Origin of the sequence: Rhodoligotrophos appendicifer, assembly GCF_007474605.1 — a bacterium.
In the GTDB taxonomy this organism is placed as follows: Bacteria; Pseudomonadota; Alphaproteobacteria; order Rhizobiales; family Im1; genus Rhodoligotrophos; species Rhodoligotrophos appendicifer.
This window is the reverse complement of the sequence record NZ_VHKL01000004.1, coordinates 352,907-374,402: the sequence shown is the minus strand read 5'-3', so window position 1 is coordinate 374,402 and position 21,496 is coordinate 352,907. Positions and strand designations below refer to the sequence as shown.

Annotated in this window: 22 protein-coding genes; 14 read left to right on the top strand and 8 right to left on the bottom strand. The window is 62.1% G+C overall.

The window, feature by feature from the left end:
* Positions 1-2 precede the first annotated feature (2 nt).
* Both FKM97_RS11210 and FKM97_RS11205 read right to left on the bottom strand, forming a co-directional pair.
* The gene (locus tag FKM97_RS11210; RefSeq protein ID WP_144292502.1) at positions 3-1,070 is read right to left on the bottom strand and encodes an ABC transporter ATP-binding protein; all 1,068 of its coding nucleotides are present in this window, start codon (positions 1,068-1,070) and stop codon (positions 3-5) included.
* Between the two features lie 10 nt (positions 1,071-1,080).
* Positions 1,081-2,103, bottom strand: a complete 1,023-nt coding sequence (locus tag FKM97_RS11205; RefSeq protein ID WP_170240868.1) for an ABC transporter substrate-binding protein — start codon at positions 2,101-2,103, stop codon at positions 1,081-1,083.
* Positions 2,104-2,327: 224 nt separating this feature from the next.
* Between FKM97_RS11205 and FKM97_RS11200 the strand changes: the two genes are divergently transcribed.
* From FKM97_RS11200 to FKM97_RS11140, 13 genes are all read left to right on the top strand, one after another.
* Positions 2,328-3,272: an SMP-30/gluconolactonase/LRE family protein gene (locus tag FKM97_RS11200; RefSeq protein ID WP_144292500.1), complete on the top strand. Its 945-nt coding sequence runs from the start codon at positions 2,328-2,330 to the stop codon at positions 3,270-3,272.
* Positions 3,269-4,441, top strand: a complete 1,173-nt coding sequence (locus FKM97_RS11195; RefSeq protein WP_144292499.1) for a thiolase C-terminal domain-containing protein — start codon at positions 3,269-3,271, stop codon at positions 4,439-4,441. Before FKM97_RS11200 ends, FKM97_RS11195 begins: the two co-directional genes overlap by 4 nt.
* 4 nt (positions 4,442-4,445) lie before the next feature.
* Positions 4,446-4,868, top strand: a complete 423-nt coding sequence (locus FKM97_RS11190; protein ID WP_144292498.1) for a Zn-ribbon domain-containing OB-fold protein — start codon at positions 4,446-4,448, stop codon at positions 4,866-4,868.
* Positions 4,869-4,874: 6 nt separating this feature from the next.
* Complete coding sequence (locus tag FKM97_RS11185; protein WP_144292497.1) at positions 4,875-5,639, top strand: enoyl-CoA hydratase/isomerase family protein; 765 nt, start codon at positions 4,875-4,877, stop codon at positions 5,637-5,639.
* An 8-nt stretch (positions 5,640-5,647) separates the two neighbouring features.
* The gene (locus FKM97_RS11180) at positions 5,648-6,424 is read left to right on the top strand and encodes a citryl-CoA lyase (RefSeq protein WP_144292496.1); all 777 of its coding nucleotides are present in this window, start codon (positions 5,648-5,650) and stop codon (positions 6,422-6,424) included.
* Between the two features lies 1 nt (position 6,425).
* Positions 6,426-7,178 (top strand): 3-oxoacyl-ACP reductase FabG, encoded by a 753-nt coding sequence (gene fabG, locus FKM97_RS11175; protein WP_144292495.1) that lies wholly within the window; start codon positions 6,426-6,428, stop codon positions 7,176-7,178.
* A gap of 69 nt (positions 7,179-7,247) precedes the next feature.
* On the top strand, positions 7,248-8,411 hold the full coding sequence (locus FKM97_RS11170; RefSeq protein WP_144292494.1) for an ABC transporter substrate-binding protein: 1,164 nt from the start codon (positions 7,248-7,250) through the stop codon (positions 8,409-8,411).
* Positions 8,412-8,431: 20 nt separating this feature from the next.
* Complete coding sequence (locus tag FKM97_RS11165; protein WP_144292493.1) at positions 8,432-9,316, top strand: branched-chain amino acid ABC transporter permease; 885 nt, start codon at positions 8,432-8,434, stop codon at positions 9,314-9,316.
* A 4-nt stretch (positions 9,317-9,320) separates the two neighbouring features.
* The gene (locus FKM97_RS11160) at positions 9,321-10,274 is read left to right on the top strand and encodes a branched-chain amino acid ABC transporter permease (RefSeq protein WP_144292492.1); all 954 of its coding nucleotides are present in this window, start codon (positions 9,321-9,323) and stop codon (positions 10,272-10,274) included.
* Complete coding sequence (locus FKM97_RS11155; protein ID WP_144292618.1) at positions 10,271-11,041, top strand: ABC transporter ATP-binding protein; 771 nt, start codon at positions 10,271-10,273, stop codon at positions 11,039-11,041. The genes FKM97_RS11160 and FKM97_RS11155 overlap by 4 nt, the downstream gene beginning before the upstream one ends.
* Positions 11,042-11,749: an ABC transporter ATP-binding protein gene (locus FKM97_RS11150; RefSeq protein WP_144292491.1), complete on the top strand. Its 708-nt coding sequence runs from the start codon at positions 11,042-11,044 to the stop codon at positions 11,747-11,749.
* Between the two features lie 28 nt (positions 11,750-11,777).
* Entirely contained in the window at positions 11,778-13,130 is a 1,353-nt protein-coding gene (locus tag FKM97_RS11145) for an acetyl-CoA hydrolase/transferase family protein (protein WP_144292490.1), read from the top strand.
* Entirely contained in the window at positions 13,127-14,749 is a 1,623-nt protein-coding gene (locus tag FKM97_RS11140; RefSeq protein WP_144292489.1) for an AMP-binding protein, read from the top strand. Before FKM97_RS11145 ends, FKM97_RS11140 begins: the two co-directional genes overlap by 4 nt.
* Positions 14,750-14,780: 31 nt before the next feature.
* Here the strand turns inward: FKM97_RS11140 and FKM97_RS11135 are convergent, their stop codons facing one another.
* The 5 genes from FKM97_RS11135 to FKM97_RS11115 form a co-directional block, all read right to left on the bottom strand.
* Positions 14,781-15,674, bottom strand: a complete 894-nt coding sequence (locus FKM97_RS11135) for an ArgK/MeaB family GTPase (protein WP_144292488.1) — start codon at positions 15,672-15,674, stop codon at positions 14,781-14,783.
* A gap of 3 nt (positions 15,675-15,677) precedes the next feature.
* The gene (locus FKM97_RS11130) at positions 15,678-16,823 is read right to left on the bottom strand and encodes a CaiB/BaiF CoA transferase family protein (RefSeq protein WP_144292487.1); all 1,146 of its coding nucleotides are present in this window, start codon (positions 16,821-16,823) and stop codon (positions 15,678-15,680) included.
* On the bottom strand, positions 16,823-17,218 hold the full coding sequence (locus FKM97_RS11125) for a cobalamin B12-binding domain-containing protein (protein ID WP_144292486.1): 396 nt from the start codon (positions 17,216-17,218) through the stop codon (positions 16,823-16,825). The genes FKM97_RS11130 and FKM97_RS11125 overlap by 1 nt, the downstream gene beginning before the upstream one ends.
* A 16-nt stretch (positions 17,219-17,234) precedes the next feature.
* On the bottom strand, positions 17,235-18,770 hold the full coding sequence (locus tag FKM97_RS11120; RefSeq protein ID WP_205014905.1) for a methylmalonyl-CoA mutase family protein: 1,536 nt from the start codon (positions 18,768-18,770) through the stop codon (positions 17,235-17,237).
* 68 nt (positions 18,771-18,838) lie between these two features.
* Positions 18,839-19,642 (bottom strand): enoyl-CoA hydratase/isomerase family protein, encoded by an 804-nt coding sequence (locus FKM97_RS11115; RefSeq protein WP_144292484.1) that lies wholly within the window; start codon positions 19,640-19,642, stop codon positions 18,839-18,841.
* A gap of 177 nt (positions 19,643-19,819) precedes the next feature.
* Between FKM97_RS11115 and FKM97_RS11110 the strand changes: the two genes are divergently transcribed.
* Positions 19,820-20,593, top strand: a complete 774-nt coding sequence (locus FKM97_RS11110) for an IclR family transcriptional regulator (protein WP_144292483.1) — start codon at positions 19,820-19,822, stop codon at positions 20,591-20,593.
* Here FKM97_RS11110 and FKM97_RS11105 read toward each other — a convergent pair.
* Positions 20,590-21,078, bottom strand: a complete 489-nt coding sequence (locus FKM97_RS11105; RefSeq protein ID WP_144292482.1) for a MaoC/PaaZ C-terminal domain-containing protein — start codon at positions 21,076-21,078, stop codon at positions 20,590-20,592. The two genes, FKM97_RS11110 and FKM97_RS11105, sit on opposite strands and share 4 nt — an antisense overlap.
* Positions 21,079-21,496: the final 418 nt, after the last annotated feature.

Here is a 21,496-nt window from a genome sequence, read left to right as displayed (position 1 = left end):
GGCTAATCCCTTCCGATCACCTTAATATCGGCCGCGGTGACCATGAGGCCCACTGGATCGCCAGGATTACGGTCGGGGGCATTAAGTTCCATAACCAAGACTTCCCCCAGCGGGCTGTCGATCCGGCATTCGGTGCGGTCGCCAACAAAACTCGTGTCGATGACACGGCCATTCAGGGAACCAGGATGCCCGGGGCTGACAACACGCCATTTTTCCGGGCGGATGCAAAGCACTGCACCGTCAGGCGGCGGTGCGTCGGAAGGCGCAGGCAATGTTGTGCCACCAGGAAGAGAAATCACCGCCCCGTCGGGCGCTGAACTCCATGAAAACTCAGTCAGAATGTTCGCCCGGCCGAGGAACTCGGCGGCATAGCGGGTTGCGGGATTGTCGTAGAGAGCTTTCGGCGGGCCCTTCTGGATGACCTGGCCTTCGCGGAAGAGATAGACCGTGTCTCCGAGAGACATGGCCTCCTCCTGGTCATGGGTCACGAACAGGATCGTGCGCCCAAGCCGCCGCTGAAGGGCACGAATCTCACCTCGCATGGTAACGCGCAACTTCGCATCGAGGTTGCTTAAGGGCTCATCCATCAGGATCACAGGTGACTCGGATACAATGGCGCGGGCAAGGGCGACGCGTTGCTGCTGGCCACCGGAGAGCTGAGTGGCGCTGCGGTCGGCAAAGGCATCCAGATTGACCTGCTGGAGTGTCGTCTGAACTGCCGCCATGATCTTTTCGCGCGACTGCCCGGCCGCCTTCAGCGGCAGGCTGACATTCTCGAAGACTGTCATGTGGGGCCAGATCGCGTAGGACTGGAAGACCATGGAGATCCGCCTCTGTTCCACTGGCACCCAAACCGGGGGGGTTGCCCGGTAGACGAGGCGACCGTCAATTCGGATCTGGCCGGCGGAAGGTCGTTCGAGGCCGGCGATACAGCGTAAGGTGGTTGTCTTGCCGCATCCGCTCGGCCCCAACAGCACCGAAATCTCGCACTCCGCAAAGGTCTCGGTGACAGATTTAAGGACCTTGTGGGCACCGTAGGACTTGTCGAGCGCCTCGACACTCAAGGACATGAGCTGGCGTTCAACGAATGCCGGTGGTCTTCTGCCACCAGGCGATCAACTGCTCCTGATCGGCGAGTGCCTTACCGACGTCAAGGGGCAGCAGCTTGACACTGTCAAGGGCCGGCATGCCCTGGGGCGGTTGAGAGCCGTTCTTCAGGGCATACTCGTTAGCCTTCTGTACTATGACCTGCACCTCATTGAGCATGAAGTCAGCAAAAAGCTTGGCTGCTGCGGAGTGCGGGGCACCATCAAGGACGGAGACTGCGAACGGCAGAGCGACGGTGCCAGACTTTGGAACAATAAATTCGATGGGGGCACCCTTGGCGACCGCACCGCTATAGTGGTTGTTGACGATATAGAACATCAGCGGCTTTTCGCCGGACAGGAGTTTAGACATGCCGGCCGGGGTGGTCGGCGCAAGCTCCGCGCCAGACTTCACCAAGCCCTGGTAGATCGCTGCAGTCTTCTCCTCGCCAAAGTTCTGATAAAGAAGAGCAAGAAGCGAGAAAGCGGCGGAGGAGGTGCGCGGATCGTAGAAAGTGATCATGTCCCGCCATTCCGGCTTCGGACTGGCAAAGTCAAACCAGTCGCGGGGCAACGGCATGTCCTTCACGAAATCCTTGTTGGCAGCCATGCCGAGAATCAGAACTTTGACGAGTGAGTAGTTTTTTCCCTCCGGCGCCGCCATTGCTGGGAAGTTAGCGAGTTCGGGCGATTTGTAGGGCGTCAGCAACTGCTCAGACTGCATGCGGGTCAAGACATCCTCAAGTGAGAAGAAGACATCCGCAACCTGCTTGCCGGCCCCGCGCTCCGTAACGTGACGATTGTAGATCTGCCAGCAACCGGCCAAATAAGAAGTGACGTTGATCTCTGGATAGAGCTTCTTGAAGGCCTCGATGTAGACCGGCGTCTGCCCTGGATCGCACCCATAGACTGTGAGTTCACCTTCCTTCTTCGCGGCCTCGATTAATGCCGGGTCGGCGGCGTCCGCCTTGGGTGCCATGACCAGCGACAGGGTCAATCCCACCAGCGCCGCGATCACGCGGGTCCGAAACAGGTTCATATCTTTCCTCCCTTGGCCGGCGTTGCCTCGCCGAATTCATGTCGTAGAAAGATCCTTCCGTATATTGAAGTGCAGTTTTATGGAGGTGTCAACGAAAGGTGGACGGAGGCCACATTTCCGGCCTCGTGAATACACTTCCACCAGTTGAAACATTCTACAGAATGTGGAAGCATGAACTCCCTGGATGAGCAATGGGAGGCCTCATGGACTTGCGGGAGGTGGCGAGCGGATTGCGTTTTCCCGAAGGGCCCATCGCCATGCCCGATGGGTCGTTTCTAGTGGTGGAGATCCAGGGCAAGACGCTCAAGCGCATTACTGCGGATGGCCGCCAGGAGGTCGTAGCTGAGCTCGGCGGCGGGCCCAATGGCGCAGCGATCGGGCCGGATGGACGCTGCTATGTCTGCAACAACGGCGGCTTCAGCTTTCATCAAGTGGGGGATCTCACCTTGCCCGGCTTGGCGCCCGAGGACTATGCCGGCGGCTGGATCGACGTGGTGGACCTTAAGACCGGCGCCCATGAGGTGCTCTATCGCCAGTGTGGGGATCAGCCCCTCCGCGGGCCCAACGACATCGTCTTCGACCAGTATGGGGGCTTCTATTTCACCGATCCCGGCAAGGTCTATGCGCGATCGCGGGACCGAGGAGCGGTGTTCTACGCCCATGTCGACGGATCCTTCATCAAGCAGGTGATCTTCCCCGTGGAGGGTGCCAATGGAATCGGCCTCTCGCCGGACGACCAGACGCTCTATGTGGCGGAGTCGCCTAGTGGGCGGATGTGGGCGTTCGAGTTGACGGGGCCGGGACAGATCCGCCGCGTCAAGGGGCCGGTGCCCTGGGAACGGGGTCATTTTGTCGGCGGCGTGTCCACCTATTCGATCTTCGATTCCCTGGCGATCGACGCCGAGGGGAATATTTGTGTCGCCGATCTCCCCCATAGCGGCATCACGGTGATGACGCCCAAAGGCGAGGTGATCGAGCGCCATGCCATGCCTGATATTTTCCCGACCAACATCTGCTTCGGCGGCGAGGATCTGCGCACCGCTTACATCACTCTGTCCTCGGCCGGGAAGCTGGTCGCCATGGATTGGCCCCGGCCGGGGCTGCCCCTGCATTGGCTGAACAGAAGGCCAGAGGGGGCCGCTTCGTGACAACGCCCACGCAACAGGCGTGCATCGTTGGCGTCGGCGAGACTGAATATCGACGCTGGGGCGGCTTCGCTGACCAGAGCGAATTACAGCTCACCTGCGCCGCGCTCGCGACAGCGGCGGCGGACGCGGGCCTGGCGATAGACGAGATCGACGGGCTCTGCTCCTATGCCGGTGACCGGAACGAGCCGTCCTATATGCAGGACAATCTCGGCCTGCCCAAGCTGCGCTATGCCTCGCTGGTGTGGGGCGGCGGCGGCACCGGCTCGTGCGGCGCGCTGCTGCACGCAAAGACGGCGATCGAATCCGGCGCGGCCGACGTTGTCGCTGTGTTCCGCGGGCTGTGTCAGGGCCAGCAGCGTCGCTACGGCCAGTTCAACGCGGCGCGCCCCGGCAACAACTTCCTGGCACCCTTCGGCATGTTCTCGCCGCCCAACATGATCGCGCCGCTCGTTCAGCGCTATATGCATGATTTCGGCATCAAGCCGGAGGAAATGGCGGAAATCGCTCTCAGTGGCCGGGACAACGCGACACGCAATCCACGGGCGGTCATGGGCAAGAAACCGATGACCCTCGAGGATTATTTGGCCTCGCGGATGATCGCCAGTCCGCTTCGCCTCTATGATTGCTGTCAGGAAAATGACGGCGCCTGTGCCGTGATCGTGACCAGCCTGGAGCGGGCCCGCGACCTCAGGCAGAAGCCGGTCCGCATCCTGTCGGCCGCCCAGGGCACCAATGCCGGCTGGGGGACGGGCGCTCTCGGCACCCACAACATGCCGGTGGAGGAGTATGGCACAGGCAACGGCACCATGGTGGCACGGCAGGTCTATGAGGGAGCCGGTGTCACTGCGACCGATATCGATGTGGCGCAAATCTACGATCACTTCTCCGGGCTGGTGATGATGAGCCTCGAGAATTACGGCTTTTGCGGCCGCGGCGAGGCGGGCGGCTTCCTGGCGGATGGATGCATCCGCTGGCCGAACGGAAGGCTGCCAATCAATACCTCGGGCGGCCATTTATCAGAGGCCTATATCCACGGCATGAACCTGATCCTGGAAGGTGCACGACAGATCCGAGGGACATCGACGTCGCAGGTGCGGGACGCGGAACTGTGCCTGGTGACGGGAGGCCTTGCCGGGCCGCCCTCAAGCGCTGCTATATTGGGGGCCTGAGTTGATGTCCTATCTTCCTGCCGAGATCCCTGGACCCGAGCCGCTCTTTGACGATGAGGGCTTCTGGGCCGCGTGCCAGGAGCGACGGCTATGCTTTCAGCACTGTACCGCGTGCGGCCATTTCCGCCATCCGCCGCGGCCGGTTTGTCCGAAGTGCAAATCCTTCAAGTTTCAATGGACAGAAGCCGCGGACGAGGGTGAACTCTTCAGCTTCACAGTGGTGCATCACGGCGCCCATCCGGCGATCGGGCCGGCGCTGCCTTACAACATCGCCATCGTGCGATATCCGTCCTTCGATGATGTGCGTGTGATCAGCAATGTTGTCGATGTGGCGCCCGAGGATCTGAGGATCGGAATGCCGCTCAGCCTCCTCTGGGAGCGCTGCGGTAACGGCATGCTGGTGCCACGCTACAAGCGGCGGGAGTGACGGCAGATGAAGGTCGAGACCGCATTCTTCAGTAAGGTTCTGACGGCACGCTGGGACGGCGAACCCGATGCGACCCTGGACGATGAGATGGTGTCGGGCCTGCATGACGCAATCGCCGAGGCGGAGGCCAAGGGCGCGGCGGTACTGCATCTGAGATCTGGAGCCCGAAGCTTCTGCGCGGGTGCCGACGCCGCCCGTCTCAAGGCCTGGATCGCTCCGGAGAACGGACCGTCAGAGATCGTGAAGGACAGCCGAGCCTGGACCGGCTTGTTCGAGAGACTGGATCAATGTGGGCCTACGGTGCTGGCTGAGATCGACGGCGCCGTGCTGGGGGCGGGGGTGGGTCTGGCGCTCGCCTGCGATCTGCGCATTGCTTCAGATCGCTGCGTCATGGGCGTGCCCGAGGCGCGTTTCGGCGTGCTGCCAGCGGGGTCGACGATCCAGCGGCTGGTGGCGACGACCAGCACCCAGCTGTCGCGGCGGCTGCTGGTGACCGGCGAGGTGGTGAAGGCTGATGAAGCGTTGCGGCTGGGACTGGTAGATTGGGTGGTCCCGGCCGCAGAGATCGCAGAGCGGGCGCAGCAGATGGCCAGCCGCGTCTCGCGGTTGTCCGTGCCGGCGGTGACGGCGGCGAAAGCAGTGATCAGATCGATAGCGGATGGGCCTGAGGCGGCCCGGGAGGCGGAGGAGCATGCGCTGAGCTGCCTCGTCCAGCTTTCGGAGACCCGCGCGAGCCTCCAAGCTCTGGCCAACCCTGCAGCGAAGGCGTAACCCGACAGATGAGCAAAACACCGACAACCAAGCTCTGCCGATATACAAATGACCAAGTGTTCGTGCACAATGTGGACCTATGCAAAGATCTGATCGGTAAGATTAGCTTCACAGAGATGATCTTCTTCCATCTCATGGACCGGAGGCCGCGGGTCGCCGAGACTGCCATGCTGGATGCGATCCTGGTGACACTCATGGAGCATGGATTGACACCGAGCGCCATCACCACGCGGATGATCGCGCTATCTTCGCCCGAGGCACCGCAGGCGGCCGTGGCGGCCGGGCTGCTGGCGGTGGGGAGCCAGTTTATCGGGACCATCGAGGATTCCGCGCGGCTGCTGCAGGCTCTCGTCGCGGGAAAGGGTTCGCTCGAGGAGCAGGCGCGGGAGACGGTGATGCGCTACCGGCAGGAGAAGCGGCTGCTGCCCGGCTTCGGCCATCATCTCCACAGGCCGGATGATCCGCGCACACCGGTGATCCTTGCAGTCGCACGCGAACACGGGCTGGCGGGGCGACATGTGGATGCGCTCATGATCCTGGGGAAGACGGTGGACGAGGCCGCGGGGCGGCATATCACCATCAATGTAACGGGTGCGATTGGTGCGATCCTGTCGGACATGGAGATCCCCGTCGATATCATCCGGGGAATCGCTGTGATCAGCCGCGCGGCCGGACTGGTGGGACACATCAAGGAAGAGCGCGAGAGCCCCGCGGCGCGGTTCATTTGGGAGCTGGCGGAGGAACATGTTCACCACGCCGGCGATGTCGCCGACACGGGAGCTTAGAATGAATCTGGGCCTTACGGACAAGGTCGTCATCGTCACGGGATCGGCGCGGGGCATCGGTGCCGTGATTGCCGCTGAATTCGCAGCCGAGGGCGCGCGCGTGGTGATCTGCGACATCAATGCGGAGGCGGCAGAGGCGACCGCGCAGACGCTGCGCGACAAAGGCGGGCAGGCGATCGCCGTGGAAACGGACATCGTCCGAGCCGACAGCGTCGCCCATCTGGTGGACCGCACGATGGAGACCTTCGGCCAGATCGACGTGCTGGTGAACAATGCCGGGGTGGTGAAGGATTCGCTGCTGATCAAGATGACCGAGGAGGCCTGGGACGCCGTCGTGGACGTGACGCTCAAAGGCACCTTCCTGTGCACCAAGGCGGTAATGCCGATCATGGCGGAACGCCGGTCGGGGCGCATCGTCAACATCGCCTCAAGAGCACATCACGGCAATCCAGGGCAGGCCAATTACTCCGCCGCGAAGGCCGGACTGATCGGCTTCACCGGCTCCCAGGCGCGCGAGCAGGGACGTTTCAATATTACCGTCAACTGCGTGGCCCCGGGCTTCATCGAAACACCCCTCGTGCGTGCGTTGCCGCACTACGAGAAGATCAAGGCCAAGACGATCGAAAACACGCCGATCCCGCGGCTCGGCCGAGAGGAAGACATCGCGGACGCGGTGTTGTTCCTCGCATCAGACAGAGCCTCGTGGATTACCGGCGAGGTCGTACACGTCACCGGAGGGCGCTACTCGAACTAGAACTGCAGTCACAACACATCGCCCGACACAGGCAGAAGACCAACAGGGCGCAGTCATTGGGGATGGAAAATGCTTAGACGATACTTGATTTCAGCCGTGACAGCGGCTCTGACTTTGATCGCCACGTCAGTTCATGCCGAGGATGGCGTCACCAGCGACACTGTCCTGCTCGGTGCGACCAATGCCACGACGGGCCCCGTGGCAGCACCCTGTTCAGGTGTCGCCGCAGGTGCCCAGTCCTATATCGCCAAGATCAATGCCGCCGGCGGCGTCGTGGGTCGCAAAATCCAATACGATTTGCTGGATGACGGCTATTCAGCCCAACGAGCCACGGGCAATGTCCGGCGGCTGCTGCAGCAGGACAAGGTCTTCGCCGTCCTCGGCGGCTGCGGCACGGCGACAGCGGCAGCAGCGCTGGCTGCCCTGGAGAAGACGGAGGTCCCGTATCTGTTCCCTTATGCCGGGCTGCAGCGCATCGTGGAGCCGCCAAAGCCGAATGTGCTGGCCCTGCTGCCGCTCTATCCGACGCAGCTCTCGGTGCTGCTGCCCTATGTCATCGAGCAGGCCAAACCGAAGACGGCCGCTCTCTTCACTTTCAACATCGCTGGGCATGAGGATGTCCAGAAGACGATGAACGACATTCTCGCCAAGGCCGGGGTCAAGGTCGTCGTGGACGCGCTGATGGAGGTCTCCTCGCCCGAGCGCGGCGCCTTTGCCCTGCAGGCCAAGGACGCCAATGTGGATCTGGTTGTACTCAACGACAGCTCGCCGGGTGCTGCCCGCTTCGTGATCGAGATGCAGCGGCAGAACTGGAAGCCCAAGGCGATCACCGGCGTCTCCACGCTGACGGACGAGGCCTTTCTGCGGGCCGTCGGTAACGGCGTCGATGGCATCCTCATGGCCCCAGGTGTGGTGCTGCCGCCAAATGCGCCCGAGGCCAAGGACTGCGTCGATGCGCTCACTGAATTCGACAAATCCGTGCCGCCATCGCACTATACCATGTTCGGCTGCCTCACGGCCAAGGTCATGGCCGAGGGACTCAAAAGGGCGGGAACGGATCTTACCCGAGCCAGCCTACTGGCGGCCTTTGATGGGCTCGACGGCTTCGATCCGGGCATTGCCGGCAAAATCGCCTTCTCGCCCGAGCAGCGCATGGGGCTGGGTGCACTTTACGTCTTCAGCGTCGAAGGCGGCGCATTCAAGGTCGGAGATTCGCTGCCGATCCCGAAGTGACCTGACCGGACGGAGCGAGCATGAGCACCTCCCTGATCGGCTCGACGATGGCGACGGGCATCTTGAACGGCGGCATCTACGCGTTGCTGGCCCTGGCGATCGTCCTCATCTTCCGCACCACCGCGGTCGCCAATTTTGCGCAGGGGGACATGGGCACATTCAGCGTGTTCATGCTGCTCATGTTCTTCCTGCCGTTAGACATCCCACTGTGGGCGGCATGGCTGGCGACCATCGCGCTATCGGGTGGGCTCGGCGCGATAGTTTACTTCGTGCTGCTGCGACCGCGACCAGCCGCCAACCACTTAAACCTCACGGTGCGCACTCTCGGACTTTACACCCTGATCTACGCGGTGGTGGTGTTCCTGTGGGGCGCCCAGGAGCCTTACCGAATCCCCAGCCTGTTCCAGCAGGGTACGGTCACCATTGGGGGCTTCTCCATCAGCTACGACCAGATCGGCACACTCGCGGTGATGGCCGTGGCGGCAGCCGGCTTCCTGGCCCTGTTCCGCTATACTCAGCTGGGGCTGGCGATGCGGGCCTCGGCGATGAACCCCGAGGTCGCCTCGCTCCTGGGAGTCAACGTCCAGGTGATCATGATGTCGGTCTGGATCCTAGCGGGCATCATGGGCGCCGTAGCGGGCATGCTGATCGCGCCGATCTCATTCCTAGAGACGGGGATGATGCGGCCCTATCTGTTCAAGGCTTTCACTGCGGCAATCATGGGCGGGCTCTACAGCTTTCCGGGTGCCATCGTGGGCGGCTTCATCCTCGGCGTGGCGGAGGCCTTCGCCGCGGTCGCGATCTCGATCCATATGCGCGAGCCATTCACCTTCATGATCCTGCTGCTTGTGCTGCTGATCAGGCCCGCGGGCCTGTTCGGCAGCAAGCAGCGACTGCGGGTGTAATGGGATGACCACGAACCGCACGCCTCTTCTCATTGCCGCCGCCGCGCTTGCAGTCCTCGTGTTGGCACCCTTCGGGCTCGACGCCTATTGGATCTATGTCGTGTCCATGTGGATGGTGATCTCGATCTCGGCGATCGGGCTCAATATCCCCATGGGGCTCGGCTCCATCTATTCCTTCGGCCATGGCGCCTTCATGCTGGTGGGGGCCTATGGCACGGCGGTGGCGATGATCAACTGGGACTGGCCATTCCTGCCGGCCGTCCTCTTGTCGGTTGCCATGGCGGCATTGATCGGAGCGATCATCGGCCTGCCGTCGCTGCGGCTTTCCGGCTTCGCCCTGGCCATCGTCACGTTCTCGTTCGGCTTCCTCATGTTCAACCTGGTGAAGGCGTCCAATTATACCGGAGGCCCCCAAGGGATGTTCATGCCGGAAGTGGCCATCGCCGGCCTGTGGAACGGCAAGGGACTCTACTACCTCATCCTGGCCATCGCGATCGCCGGCCTGCTGGGTTTCCTCAGCCTCTCGACAGGGAAGACGGGGCGCGCGCTGAGGACCATCGGGTCGAGCGAGCTCGTGGCACAGAGCCTCGGCATGAGCCTGCTGAAATACAAGGTGCTGGCCTTCGTGCTCAGTGCAGTCTACGCCGCCGTCTCGGGAAGTCTGTTGGCGGTCCTCACCAGCTATGTCGGGCCGGAAAGCTTCTCGCCGGAGCTGTCGGTGAATATATTCGCCGCGGTGATCATTGGCGGGGCGGGCACGTTGATCGGGCCGCTGTTCGGCGCCATGTTCATCGTGCTGGTGCCGGAACTGACCCAATCGCTGCAGCATGTGAGCCAGATCGTCTATGCAATCCTGTTCTGCCTATCGGTGACCCTGTTTCCGGGCGGACTGGTGGGGATCTTCAAGACACTGGCCCAGCGTCAACGCGGCAAGACTCAGCCAGGGGCCGCCTCATGACCGGCATTGCCCTGGAGGTCGAAGGCATATCCCTGCGCTTTGGCGGCGTGGTGGCGCTGCAGGACGTAACCTTCGGGGTCCGACAAGGCGCAGTGCACGGCTTGATTGGGCCAAACGGGGCAGGCAAGACGACGTTGCTGAACTGCATAAGCCGGATCGTGGAGCCACAATCCGGCGCCATCCGGTTTGGGACACAGAATGTCCTGAAGGTCCACCCGGAAAATATCGCTCACCTCGGGATCGCCCGCACCTTCCAGAATTTCGGTCTGATTGGCGGGCTGACGGTGCGGGACAACGTCATGGCAGGGCTTCATTCGGTCCATCCCTGCCGGCTCATGGACGAGTTGGTCCTGCTCGGGCGCCGGAATCGGTTCGAGAGGGAAATGCGGGTGCGGGCGGAGGAGGCCCTGCAGCGGACAGGGCTTGTCGAAATCGCCGACCAGGAGGTCTCCAGCCTGTCCTATGGCATGCGCAAAGCGGTGGAACTGGCGCGCGCCATGGCGGTGGAGCCGAAACTCCTGTTGCTGGACGAGCCAACCGCCGGGCTCAATGCCGGGGAGATGAATACCTTGCGCGATCGACTGCTCGCCCTGCGAGCCGAGGCTGCGCTCACCATCATCGTCATCACTCATCATCTCGAGTTTCTGGCGGGCGTCGCGGATGCGGTGACGGTGCTCGATCTCGGCCGCACGATCGCTTCGGGCACGCCGGCGGAGGTGCAAGCGGACCCTCGGGTCATCGCAGCCTATATCGGCGAGGGGGACTGAATGCTGCTCGACATCAGCAAGATCTCCGTCGCCCATGGTGAGGTGAAAGTCCTCGACAGCCTGTCGATTACCGCGGATGGCGGCGAAGTAGTGGCCATCCTCGGCCCCAACGGCGCCGGCAAGACCACTTTGCTGCGGACGGTCTCGGGGCTTCTGCCGGTGTTGTCAGGATCGATTGCCTTTGATGGTGGAGCCATTCACAATCACCGACCGCATCAAGTGGCCCGGATGGGCGTCGCACATGTTCCGGAGGGGCGCGGCCTGCTGCCGGAACTGACGGTCACGGAGAATCTTCGGCTGGGCACCTATGCGCGCGGCAGAGACAAGGACGGGTCGGATTTCGACCGGATCTATCGTCTTTTCCCGGTGCTGGAGACGCGTGGCCAGCAGCAGGCGGGCATGCTGTCGGGCGGCGAGCAGCAGATGCTGGCCATCGCCCGCAGTCTTCTGGCGCGACCCAAGCTCCTGCTGATCGACGAACTGTCATTAGGATTAGCGCCCAAGATTGCGCGTGAGCTGCTGTCGCTACTGAGGGATCTGGCGAAGGACGGGTTGGGGATCCTGCTCGTCGAACAAAACGTGCAGCAGACCCTGAAAGTCGCGGACCGCGTCTACGTCATGGTCAATGGCCGCATCACCTTCGCCGGCACGCCTGTCGAACTCGCGGCGCAAGGCGAAATCATGCGCCTTTATATGGGCATGGATTAGACGCATCCCGGCGTAAGGAGACAGTGCGATGAATTACAACGCCGCCTATGCTGCAAAACGGAGATCAGAGAGCCAGATCCTCGATCTGATCAGCGATGGGGAGACGGTGCTGACCAACGGCGGACCGGGTCTGCCGAACCGCTTCCTGCAACTCCTCGCGCAGAATGCCACGCGCTACCAAAATGTGCGGCTGTGCCATCCGATGCGGCGCGAAACTCTGCCGCTGGAGCCCGAGTTGACTGCGGAAGCAAATGAGGGCCACATCTTCCATGTGTCCGAGTTCACCTTCGACAAGCCGGTGATCGAGGCCGTGCGGGCGGGGAGAGCGACCTACAGGCCCAACCATCCGTCGGACAGCGCCCGGTTCTTTCCCTATGAGATCGACCTGCTGGTGGTGCCAGCCAGCTCCATGGACCGACACGGCTTCTTCAGCCTGGGGGCCTTCGGAGGATGGGTCATGGGGTTCGTTTCCAAAGCGCGGAGGCTCGTGCTGGAGGTCAATTCCCATCAACCAAGAGTACTTGGCCCCTGCCAAGTTCATATCAGCAAGGTCGAGGCACTGTTCGAGGCGAATTATCCACTCTCGACCATCTCCCTGGCGGGCATGGTTCCAACGTCAGAAGAAAAGGCGATCGCCCAGCATGTGGCCGGCGTGGTGCTCGATGGCGCCACGCTGCAGGCAGGGGTCGGGCAGATCCCCGAAACCATGCTGAAGCTGCTCAAGGAGGCCGGTAAGAAGGATCTCGGCGTGCATTCGGAGGCCATGTTTGATTCCATGGCCGATCTTTACGATGCGGGCGTCATCACCAATTCGCGCAAGACGATCCACCGGAACATGTTCACCTTCTCTCTGGTGGTGGGATCGGAGCGCATCTACAGCTTTATCGACGACAATCCGGCCGCCGAGATGCATGACATCGCCTATGTGGCCGACCCGCGGGTTATCGCGCGCAACCATCGGCCTTTCTCGGTCAATGCCACGATTCAGATCGACCTATCGGGCCAATGTGCTTCGGAGACCATCGGGCACCAACATTATAGCGGCGTGGGAGGGCAATGGAGCTTCCATTACGGCGCCGCACTGGCGGAGGAGGGACGGGCCGTCATTACGCTCAGCGCCACCGGCAAAGGGGGGAGCGTGTCGCGGATCGTACCGATGCTCCCAATGGGAAGCGCGGTCACCATCAGTCGCAACGACATCCAATATGTGGCGACCGAATTCGGGATCGTCAATCTGAAGGGGACGACGCTGGAAGAGCGGGCTCTCCTTCTCATCTCCATCGCTCATCCGAAGTTCCGAGATGCGCTGGAGCGGTCGGCCCGGGAGGATCTCAAGCTGCTACGCCGCGCAGCGGCGATGCCGGGGGTCGCCGCACAATGACCACGGCTGTCACCCAGGTCGGGGCGCGGACCATTCCCTGGCGAACCCTGAGCGAGCTGCTCCGCGACAAGGCCTGCCGCTTCGGCAATAGACAATTTGCCGAGATCGATGGATCGGCCATTAGCTATAGCGCCCTGGAGCAGCAGGCGGCGCGACTGGCGGGCGGGCTCGCCTCAGCCGGACTCGGCAAGGGCGACAGAGTCGCGACCTTCATGTTCAACGGACCCGAACAGCTGATCAGCCTGTTCGCCGCAGCCCGCATCGGTGCCATCTGGACGCCAATCAATGGCGGACTGGTGGGCCGCGACCTAGCGTATACGCTTGAGGATTCGGGGGCGAAGCTGCTCATCGTCGATCGAGAGAATTACGGCAAACTCAATGCTGTATCGCCGGAGATCCTGAAGCAGGTGCATGTGCATGTGACGGGAACAGGGCCGCTGCAGCCGGGGCATCAATCCTATGAGGCCCTGGCGAGGTCTTCCGACTTGGGCACCGAGCCGGGCGTGGAGGCGGAGGATGCGGCGATCATCCTCTATACCGGCGGCACCACCGGCTTGCCCAAGGGAGTGGTGCTCTCCCATATGAGCTTCATCCTGGCAGGGCTTCGATATGGAGAGACCTTCGGGGTAAGGGCGGGAGAACGGCACTATACGACCCTGCCGCTGTTCCATGCCGCCGCCCTCCAATTTGCCGTGATGGGCCCGCTGGTCAACGACATGACGACCGTGCTTGACCGACGCTTCAGCGTCAGCTCCTATTGGGCGCGGGTGCGCGAGACCGGGGCGAACGTTATCGACCCGATCGGCAGCATGCTCACATTGCTCTGCCAGCAGCCAAAGAGCGACCGAGACCGCGATCACGGGGTCCGGATCTCCATCGGCATCTTCGCCCAGATCCCGCCAGAGGTTCCACAACGGTTTACAAAGAGGTTCGGCGTGCCGCTGGTGTCGATCTACGGACTGACCGAGGCGGGCGGCGCGATGATCACCAGCAATCGGCTCGACGATCCCATGGAGGGCTCGACCGGCAAGACCCATGGCTGGGCAGAGTTGCGAATCGGGGACCAGGACGACCTGCCGGTCCAAAGCGGAGAGACGGGTCAGATCCTACTGCGGCCGACCCATCCGCACATGTTCATGCTGCGCTACCATAACAGTCCGGACAAAACCCTTGAGAGCTTCCGCAATCTGTGGCTCCAGACGGGGGACCTGGGCCGCGTCGACGAGGATGGAAACCTTTTCTATATCGGACGGAAGGCGCATTGGATCCGGCGGCGCGGAGAGAATATCTCGGCCTTCGAGATCGAAGCGATCCTTGCGGAGATGCCTGGTATCCAGGAAGCCGTGGTCATCGGCGTGCCCTCCGAACTGGGCGAAGACGATATCAAAGCGTTCATCATAGGTACGGCGGAGGCGCGTGCGCCAGAGGCCATCATCGCCTGGTGCCAGACTCGAATGGCGGGGTTCAAAGTGCCACGGTTCATCGAGTTCGTGGAGGATTTTCCCCGGTCGGTGACAAAGCGGGAAGTGGAGCGCGCGGTGCTGAAGACACGTCCAAACGACCAGGCTTGGGACCGCGAAAGGGTCATGGGGCGGTTGAGCGGGCAGGCGCGGTGCTAAGAGGGAGCCAAGCAGCCCGAGCCGACAGGCGTCACTTCAGCTCGTGGGCGAGCCGGCGAATGCAGTCGGCGTAGCCCTGGGCGAGGGAGGCTGGAAGCGGGCGGGCGCCAGCGGTCTCCTTGATGCGCCTGAGCACCAGCGATGTCACCTGATAGTGCAGGCGAGCGGCATGGATCGCGCCGGCATCGGAATTTTCCCGAAGCCAGCCGCGATGGCTGTCGATCGCTGCGCCCAAAGCAGCCCAGCTGTCGGGCTGACGATCACTGGTGGCCAGGATCGGTGGCTGCCAGGCACCGCGAGGGCGCTGCCCAGCAAGCCAGCGCATCTCAGCGAGAGCGCGGCCGGCGCCGGGCAGGTCGGCCTTATTCACCACATAGATGTCCGGCAGTTCGATGATGCCCGCTTTGATGGCCTGCACTGCATCCCCCGCCTCCGGCGGAACGATCAGGACCATGGTGTCAACGAGGAGGCGTATCGCGTGCTCGGCCTGACCGACACCGACAGTCTCCAAGATCGTCTCGGAGAAACCGAAGGTGTCGATGAGGCCGAGGATATCGGAAATGTTGTCGGAGAGGCCATCCTGAGCCGTGCTGCTGGGGAGCGAACGGATGAAAACGCGAGGATCGTCCTGATCGGTGTCCATGCGGATGCGATCGCCGAGAATCGAACCGTGGGAGATCGGGCTGGTGGGATCAATGGCGATAACCGCGAGACGTGCCGTCGGGCCCATCGTCGCGAGGCGGTTGCGGATGAGATGGCCGATCAGGGTGCTCTTGCCAGCGCCCGGCGGCCCGGTGATGCCGATGCGATCGGCGGCTTGGCCGGCGGCGGGGATGCGCGTCTGGTGGGCCAGCACTTCGTCGACCGTGGCGCGCATGATTCCGCTGAGCGCCCGGCTGAAGGCGCGGCGTTCAGCGACATTCATGAGTCACTCCATGGCCTCCAACTCGCGGAAGATCTCGTCATTGTGCTCCCCGAGGAGCGGCGGACGAGCATAGCCGACCGCCTCGGCATTGCCCTTGATCGGACAGCCGATGACACGCAGGTCGCCGTCACCGCCGGGAATGGTTACAACCATTGCACGGTCAACCACCAGTCTCGTCTCGACCGACTTATCCAAGGTCGTAACGCCGGCGATGACGACACCCAAGGGCCGCAATCGGTCCACCCAGGCCTGAGTGTCGTCTGTTCGAAGCACAGCTTCGATCCCGGCAATTACCCGGTCGCGATGGACAGAGCGTCCGGCCATAGTGGCAAAGTCAGGATCGGTGAGCCAGGCCGGCTGTTCGAGCTCGAGGGCGAATTTGTGCCAGAACTCGTCATGGGTGATGAACAGCGCGAGGTGACCGTCGCGGGTGGGAAAGATCTGGGCTGGGACGATATAGGGATGGGCACCGCTGGACTGGCGGGCTGGGACCTCTCCGGCGTTCAGATAAGCGCCGGCCAGATAGTTCAGCTGCGACAGCATAGTGTCATGCAGCGAGACCTCGATCTGGCCGCCTTTGCCCTCGAGGATCGCGGACACCAGAGCCAAGGCCGCCATGATACCAGTCGAATTGTCGACCGCGGAGTACCCAACCTTCGTGGGCGGTCCCCCCGGATCGCCGGTCAGAGCCATGACGCCGGTCATGGCCTGGATCGCGTAGTCATAAGCGGGCATGTCCGCCTCCGGGCCCTCAAGGCCGTAGCCCGTCAAGGCCAGGCAAGCGATGCGGCTATTATGGGCTTTCAGGCTCGCATAGGTCAGCCCCAGCTTGCCGATGGCGGCCGGGCGCATATTCGTAATCAGGCCCCGGGCGGTCGTGGCGAGCTTGCCCAGCTTCGCCTGGCCATCGGGCGTGGCCAAGTCAAGGCAGACGCTCCTCTTGTTGCGATTGAGGCTGGCGAAATAGACATTATGCGGGCCGATAAAATGCGGCCCCACCCGCCGTGCGATATCACCGCCAGGTGGTTCGATCTTGATGACATCGGCGCCGAGATCGGCCAGCAGCATGCCGCAATAGGGCCCGGCAAGCATGTGGGTCGCCTCGAGCACCCGGATGCCGCTGAGCGGTCCTCGCGACGAGTTCGCCATTAGCCCAGCTCACCCGCGATGATCGCGATGACATCCTTGAGTTCCATCTGGGCCGTGAAAATGCCATCGACCCCCAGCGCCCGAAGGGCGGCATGATCGGCATCCGGAATAGTGCCGCCGACGAACAGCTTTATGTCGGAGGCATGACGCGCACGGAGACAATCAACGGTTTGGCGCACCAGTTCCTCATGGCTCCCCGAGAGGAGACTGAGTCCCACGGCATCGACGTCCTCATCGACCGCGACACGGGCGATGAAGTCAGGGGTTTTACGCAGGCCCGTGTAGATCACATCGGCGCCCGCATCGCGCAAGGCCAGTGCGATAACCTTGGCCCCCACGTCATGACCGTCAAGGCCGGGCTTCGCGATGAGGATGCGTTTTCCCCTCAGGCTCATGGATCCTCAGTCCTTGTTAGAGCCGCATGGGCTCCTGGAATTCGCCCCAACACCGTTTCAAGGCCTGCACCATTTCGCCGACAGTCGCATAGGCATGGCAACACTCGATCAGTCGCGGCATGAGGTTTTCATCCTCGCCGGCGGCCGCCGTCTCAAGGGCGGCGAGGCTGCGCTGTACGGCGGCGTCATCGCGTTGGGCCAGTACGGCTTCGAACTTCACGCGCACTTTTTGGGCGGCCTGGGGATCGACCTGGAAGACTTCGCCGAAATCATCGGTCTGATTGTCCCGGCGGAAATAGTTCTGGCCGACGATCACGGTACTGCCGTCGTCGACGTCCTGCTTGCGCTCATGGGCGCGCTTGGCGATGCGCATCTGCAAGATGCCGTCCTCGATCGCCGGGATGACGCCGCCATAAGCGTCGATCTCTTCGATGACAGCGCGAATCTCGGACTCCATCCGGTCGGTGAGCCATTCGACAAAATGGCTACCCCCCAGGGGATCGACCGTGCGGGCAATGCCGCTTTCGAAGGCAATGATCTGCTGCGTGCGCAAAGCGAGCTCGGCACTGAACTCGGTCGGGATCTGGAAGGCCTCGTCGTAGGCGCAGGTGAAAATCGACTGCGCGCCGGCCATCACAGCCGCCATCGTCTCGGTACCGACGCGGACGACGTTATTGTAAGGCTGAGCCGCCGTCAGGGACGAGCCGCCACAGACCACGCCGAAGCGAAAGCGCCGGGCATTGGGATCGGTGATGCCAAAGCGCTCTTCGAGCAGTTTCGCCCACAATCGTCGACCCGCGCGAAATTTGCAGACTTCCTCGAAGAAGTCCATGTGGACGTAGAAGAAGAAGCTCAGGCGCCGGGCGAACTTGGAGGCATCGCCGCCGCGGCGCAGAAGCTCGTCCACATAGGCGAGGCCGTTGGCGAGGGTATAGCCCATCTCCTCGACGGCGGTTGCGCCCGCATCGCGGACGTGGGCACCGGCGATAGAGATCGGATTAAACCGCGGGGTCTCCTCATTGGAAAATAGGATTGTATCCGCAATAAGCCGCATGGAGGGGCGGACCGGAAAGATCCAGGTGCCACGCGCCACATATTCCTTGAGGATGTCATTCTGGATCGTGCCGGTGAGCTTCGCCCGGGCTACGCCCTGCTTGTCGGCAATGGCGCAGTACATCGCATAGATGATGGCCGCCGTCCCGTTGATGGTGAAGGAGGTGGAGATCGCTCCGACATCAATGCCGCGGAACAAAATCTCCGCCTCGGCCAGCGTAGAGAGGGAGACGCCAACCTTGCCGACTTCGGGGCCCGCCATGGGGTCGGTGGGGTCATAGCCACACTGGGTCGGTAGATCGAGGGCCACGGAAAGGCCGGTCTGTCCGCCGTCGATGAGAAATTTGTAGCGCTGGTTCGTGTCCTCGGCTGTCCCAAAGCCCGAATATTGCCGGATGGTCCAAAGCTTGCCGCGATAGCCGTCCTCGAAAATGCCGCGGGTGAACGGGGCCTCGCCCGGCATTGTGCCGTCACCGGAAGCCATGGCCGCGGTGGCCACGATGGGAATCTCAATGCCCGAGGGGCTCGTCGCACTGAGTCTGGCCTTTGGAGCGGACCGCGCGTTAGTCATGATGGTTTGGTGCGGGTTAGGACGCGAGTGGCCGCATCCCAATGATCATCATGGATCCACGTCTGTACGAAGCTCTGGGTCTCGGTCTCCATGAGTCCGGCGCGGCCTGCGCCCTGTGCGTAGGCGTGATTGACTGCTTTGAAGGCCCGGAGCACCTGTGGACGCTGCACGTCGAAGCGGGCGATGAAGGCCGAAACGACTTCATTCAGGGTCTGATCCGGAGCCGCGACCTCGTCGATTAGGCCAAGCTGGAGGGCCCTGCTCGGTTCGACGATCTCGGCGGTCGCCAGCAGCTTTAACGCGTGGCGCCGGCCGACAAGCTCCATCAGATCTATGGCGCCACCCCAGGCAGTGGAAATGGCGAGCCTGCCCTGTACGAAACCGATGCGCGCATGGGCGGCGGCGATACGGAAGTCGCAAGCGACGGCAAGTTCGGCGCCGCCACCGAGGGCATCGCCATTGAGGGCGGCGATGGTGGGAAGCGGAAAGCTGCGGATCGCATCGAGAGCATGTTTGGCGCGCAGCGCCATGGCCGCCGCCTCGTCCGCGGTTTTCACGGATTCCAGGTCCTTCAAGTCGCCGCCGGCCGCGAAGCTTATGTCGCCGGCCCCGGTGATCACCGCGGCACGCAGATCCTGGCGGTTTCGGTGACTTGAGAAGGCGACTTCGATCTCAGCCAAGGCCGCTCGGCTCAAAGCGTTGCGCTTGTCGGGCCGGTTGATCAAGACCGTGAGGATTTGATCGGCGGTGGAAACCGCCAAACACTCGTAGCGGTCGACCGCAGGTGCTGAAATCGCCAATTAAGCTCGACCTCTGAACTTCAGAATTCCGAATGAGTATTTCTTCTGCTGAAGTTCATGTCAACTGATGCTAGCCTGTCCAAGTCAACGACGTGGCAAATGCTGACAGAAATCTCCCATTTCGATATGACAGAGCGGTTTGGTCGGGGACGCCGGCTTTAGCCGGAGATAAGTTTGATGAGCGAAAGCGAAAACAGCGCAGTGAAGACTGCGGCACGCACCTTGGATATCTTTGAAGCCTTTGCCCAGGCCGGCGAACCCTTGACCCTGACAGAGCTTGCGGACCGCATCGGCATCCCGCTCTCCAGCTGCCACGCACTCGTGCGCACGCTGCAGGCGCGAGGCTACGTCTATCTTTTCGAACGGCGACGGTGGATCTTTCCCACGAAGCGGTTATTCGATATCGCCCAGGCGATCACGCGTCATGACCCGCTGCTAAAACGGATTCAGCCGCTTCTCGTAAAGCTACGCGATCAGACTGGCGAGACCGTCATCTTGGGCAAGCGCCAGTTGGACGAAGTGATCTATCTCGACGTCGTAGAGGGCCACCATACGATCCGCTATTCGGCGCAACCCGGTGCGGCAAAGCCGTTGCACTCATCCGCGGCCGGCAAGGTGATCCTGAGCCGGCTCAGCATCGTCGAACTGGAAAAGCTGATCGGTCGAATCGGTCTCAGACCCATGACCGCCGGGACCATAGTCGATTTCGACACGCTGCGTGCCGATCTAGAGGAAGGCCGGGGCCGTGGATATTTTTCGACGCGCGGCGAAAATGTCGTCGATGTGGGTGCCCTTGGGATGCCGCTCACCATGACGGGCGAAACTCTGGCACTGACAGTGGCTGGACCCCTCGATCGCATCGAAGCTCATCTCGAGGCCAATCTGTCGGCGATGCGCGCGGTCCTCGACCTCCTGTCGGATATCGATCGGGAGGCGGCGCTGGAGGCCTAAGTTTGCGCCTTATTCTGCCGCCGGATCACCAAGCTCCAATCGCTTTCAAGCACCGTCTCATCGCGCTGGTTTACGGCGGTGCGGCGCATGACAATCGTGCCCCTGTCCGGTTTGTGGGATGGCTTCTTGTCGATGATTTCCAGTACTATATGGAGCGTGTCGCCGATGAAAGTGGGGCGCTTCCAACGGCATTCCAGATTGGCGAGGCCGAGAATGGTCCGCTCCATGCATTTCATCACTGGAAGGCGCGTGCACAGGCCAGACATGATGGACAAGACCAACATGCCATGAGCCAGCCGCTGCTTGTGAAGCGTCCCTTGGGCGTATTCCGCATCAGTGTGGAGGCTGTTGAAGTCGCCTGACAGGCCAGCAAACGCCACGATGTCCGCCTCGGTAACGGTTCGGCCGGCGGTGACGAACTTATCTCCAATTTCTGGCGTCTCGAAGAATACTTCGTAGTGTTCGATCTCTCGGAGTAGGGACATGCTCACTCCCCCTTGTCATCTAACTCTTGCGTGTAGTGAAAACGGCAACGTTTGAACCTTCCGTTGGTCGCGGCGGTTTGGCCAGAGGGACCAACGCATGTAATTCCCCCGAAGCCCCTCTCCACCCGGATAAACACAGGGAAGGTTCCGCGGTGCAAAATCCGTGCGACGTCATTTGATCGCAACCCTGTTCTGCTGGCGTCCGGTTCCTCTGCGACCAACTGACCGCTCTCTGCAGTATTGGGGATGGAAGTCCAGTCCAAGTCCACATCCTTGCTTTTTCTTTCGACAGAAAACGTGCCTACACGTGCAATTCGAATTGAGGAGCGATAGTCACGCGAACATCGGAGTTTTAAGGTGCCACGGTTATCGAGGTTTGGGACGCGAATGAGATTGTCGTTGAGTCTCAACGAGCATG

Bases quoted from the DNA above. Each gene is read 5' to 3' on its own strand.
- FKM97_RS11140 (WP_144292489.1), top strand. From the start codon at position 13,127: ATGACCACGGCTGTCACCCAGGTCGGGGCGCGGACCATTCCCTGGCGA.
- FKM97_RS11180 (WP_144292496.1), top strand. From the start codon at position 5,648: ATGAGCAAAACACCGACAACCAAGCTCTGCCGATATACAAATGACCAA.
- FKM97_RS11130 (WP_144292487.1), bottom strand. From the start codon at position 16,823: ATGGCGAACTCGTCGCGAGGACCGCTCAGCGGCATCCGGGTGCTCGAG.
- FKM97_RS11200 (WP_144292500.1), top strand. From the start codon at position 2,328: ATGGACTTGCGGGAGGTGGCGAGCGGATTGCGTTTTCCCGAAGGGCCC.
- FKM97_RS11135 (WP_144292488.1), bottom strand. From the start codon at position 15,674: ATGAATGTCGCTGAACGCCGCGCCTTCAGCCGGGCGCTCAGCGGAATC.
- FKM97_RS11110 (WP_144292483.1), top strand. From the start codon at position 19,820: ATGAGCGAAAGCGAAAACAGCGCAGTGAAGACTGCGGCACGCACCTTG.
- FKM97_RS11160 (WP_144292492.1), top strand. From the start codon at position 9,321: ATGACCACGAACCGCACGCCTCTTCTCATTGCCGCCGCCGCGCTTGCA.
- FKM97_RS11150 (WP_144292491.1), top strand. From the start codon at position 11,042: ATGCTGCTCGACATCAGCAAGATCTCCGTCGCCCATGGTGAGGTGAAA.
- FKM97_RS11185 (WP_144292497.1), top strand. From the start codon at position 4,875: ATGAAGGTCGAGACCGCATTCTTCAGTAAGGTTCTGACGGCACGCTGG.
- FKM97_RS11145 (WP_144292490.1), top strand. From the start codon at position 11,778: ATGAATTACAACGCCGCCTATGCTGCAAAACGGAGATCAGAGAGCCAG.
- FKM97_RS11165 (WP_144292493.1), top strand. From the start codon at position 8,432: ATGAGCACCTCCCTGATCGGCTCGACGATGGCGACGGGCATCTTGAAC.
- FKM97_RS11105 (WP_144292482.1), bottom strand. From the start codon at position 21,078: ATGTCCCTACTCCGAGAGATCGAACACTACGAAGTATTCTTCGAGACG.
- FKM97_RS11170 (WP_144292494.1), top strand. From the start codon at position 7,248: ATGCTTAGACGATACTTGATTTCAGCCGTGACAGCGGCTCTGACTTTG.
- FKM97_RS11190 (WP_144292498.1), top strand. From the start codon at position 4,446: ATGTCCTATCTTCCTGCCGAGATCCCTGGACCCGAGCCGCTCTTTGAC.
- fabG (WP_144292495.1), top strand. From the start codon at position 6,426: ATGAATCTGGGCCTTACGGACAAGGTCGTCATCGTCACGGGATCGGCG.
- FKM97_RS11210 (WP_144292502.1), bottom strand. From the start codon at position 1,070: ATGTCCTTGAGTGTCGAGGCGCTCGACAAGTCCTACGGTGCCCACAAG.
- FKM97_RS11155 (WP_144292618.1), top strand. From the start codon at position 10,271: ATGACCGGCATTGCCCTGGAGGTCGAAGGCATATCCCTGCGCTTTGGC.
- FKM97_RS11125 (WP_144292486.1), bottom strand. From the start codon at position 17,218: ATGAGCCTGAGGGGAAAACGCATCCTCATCGCGAAGCCCGGCCTTGAC.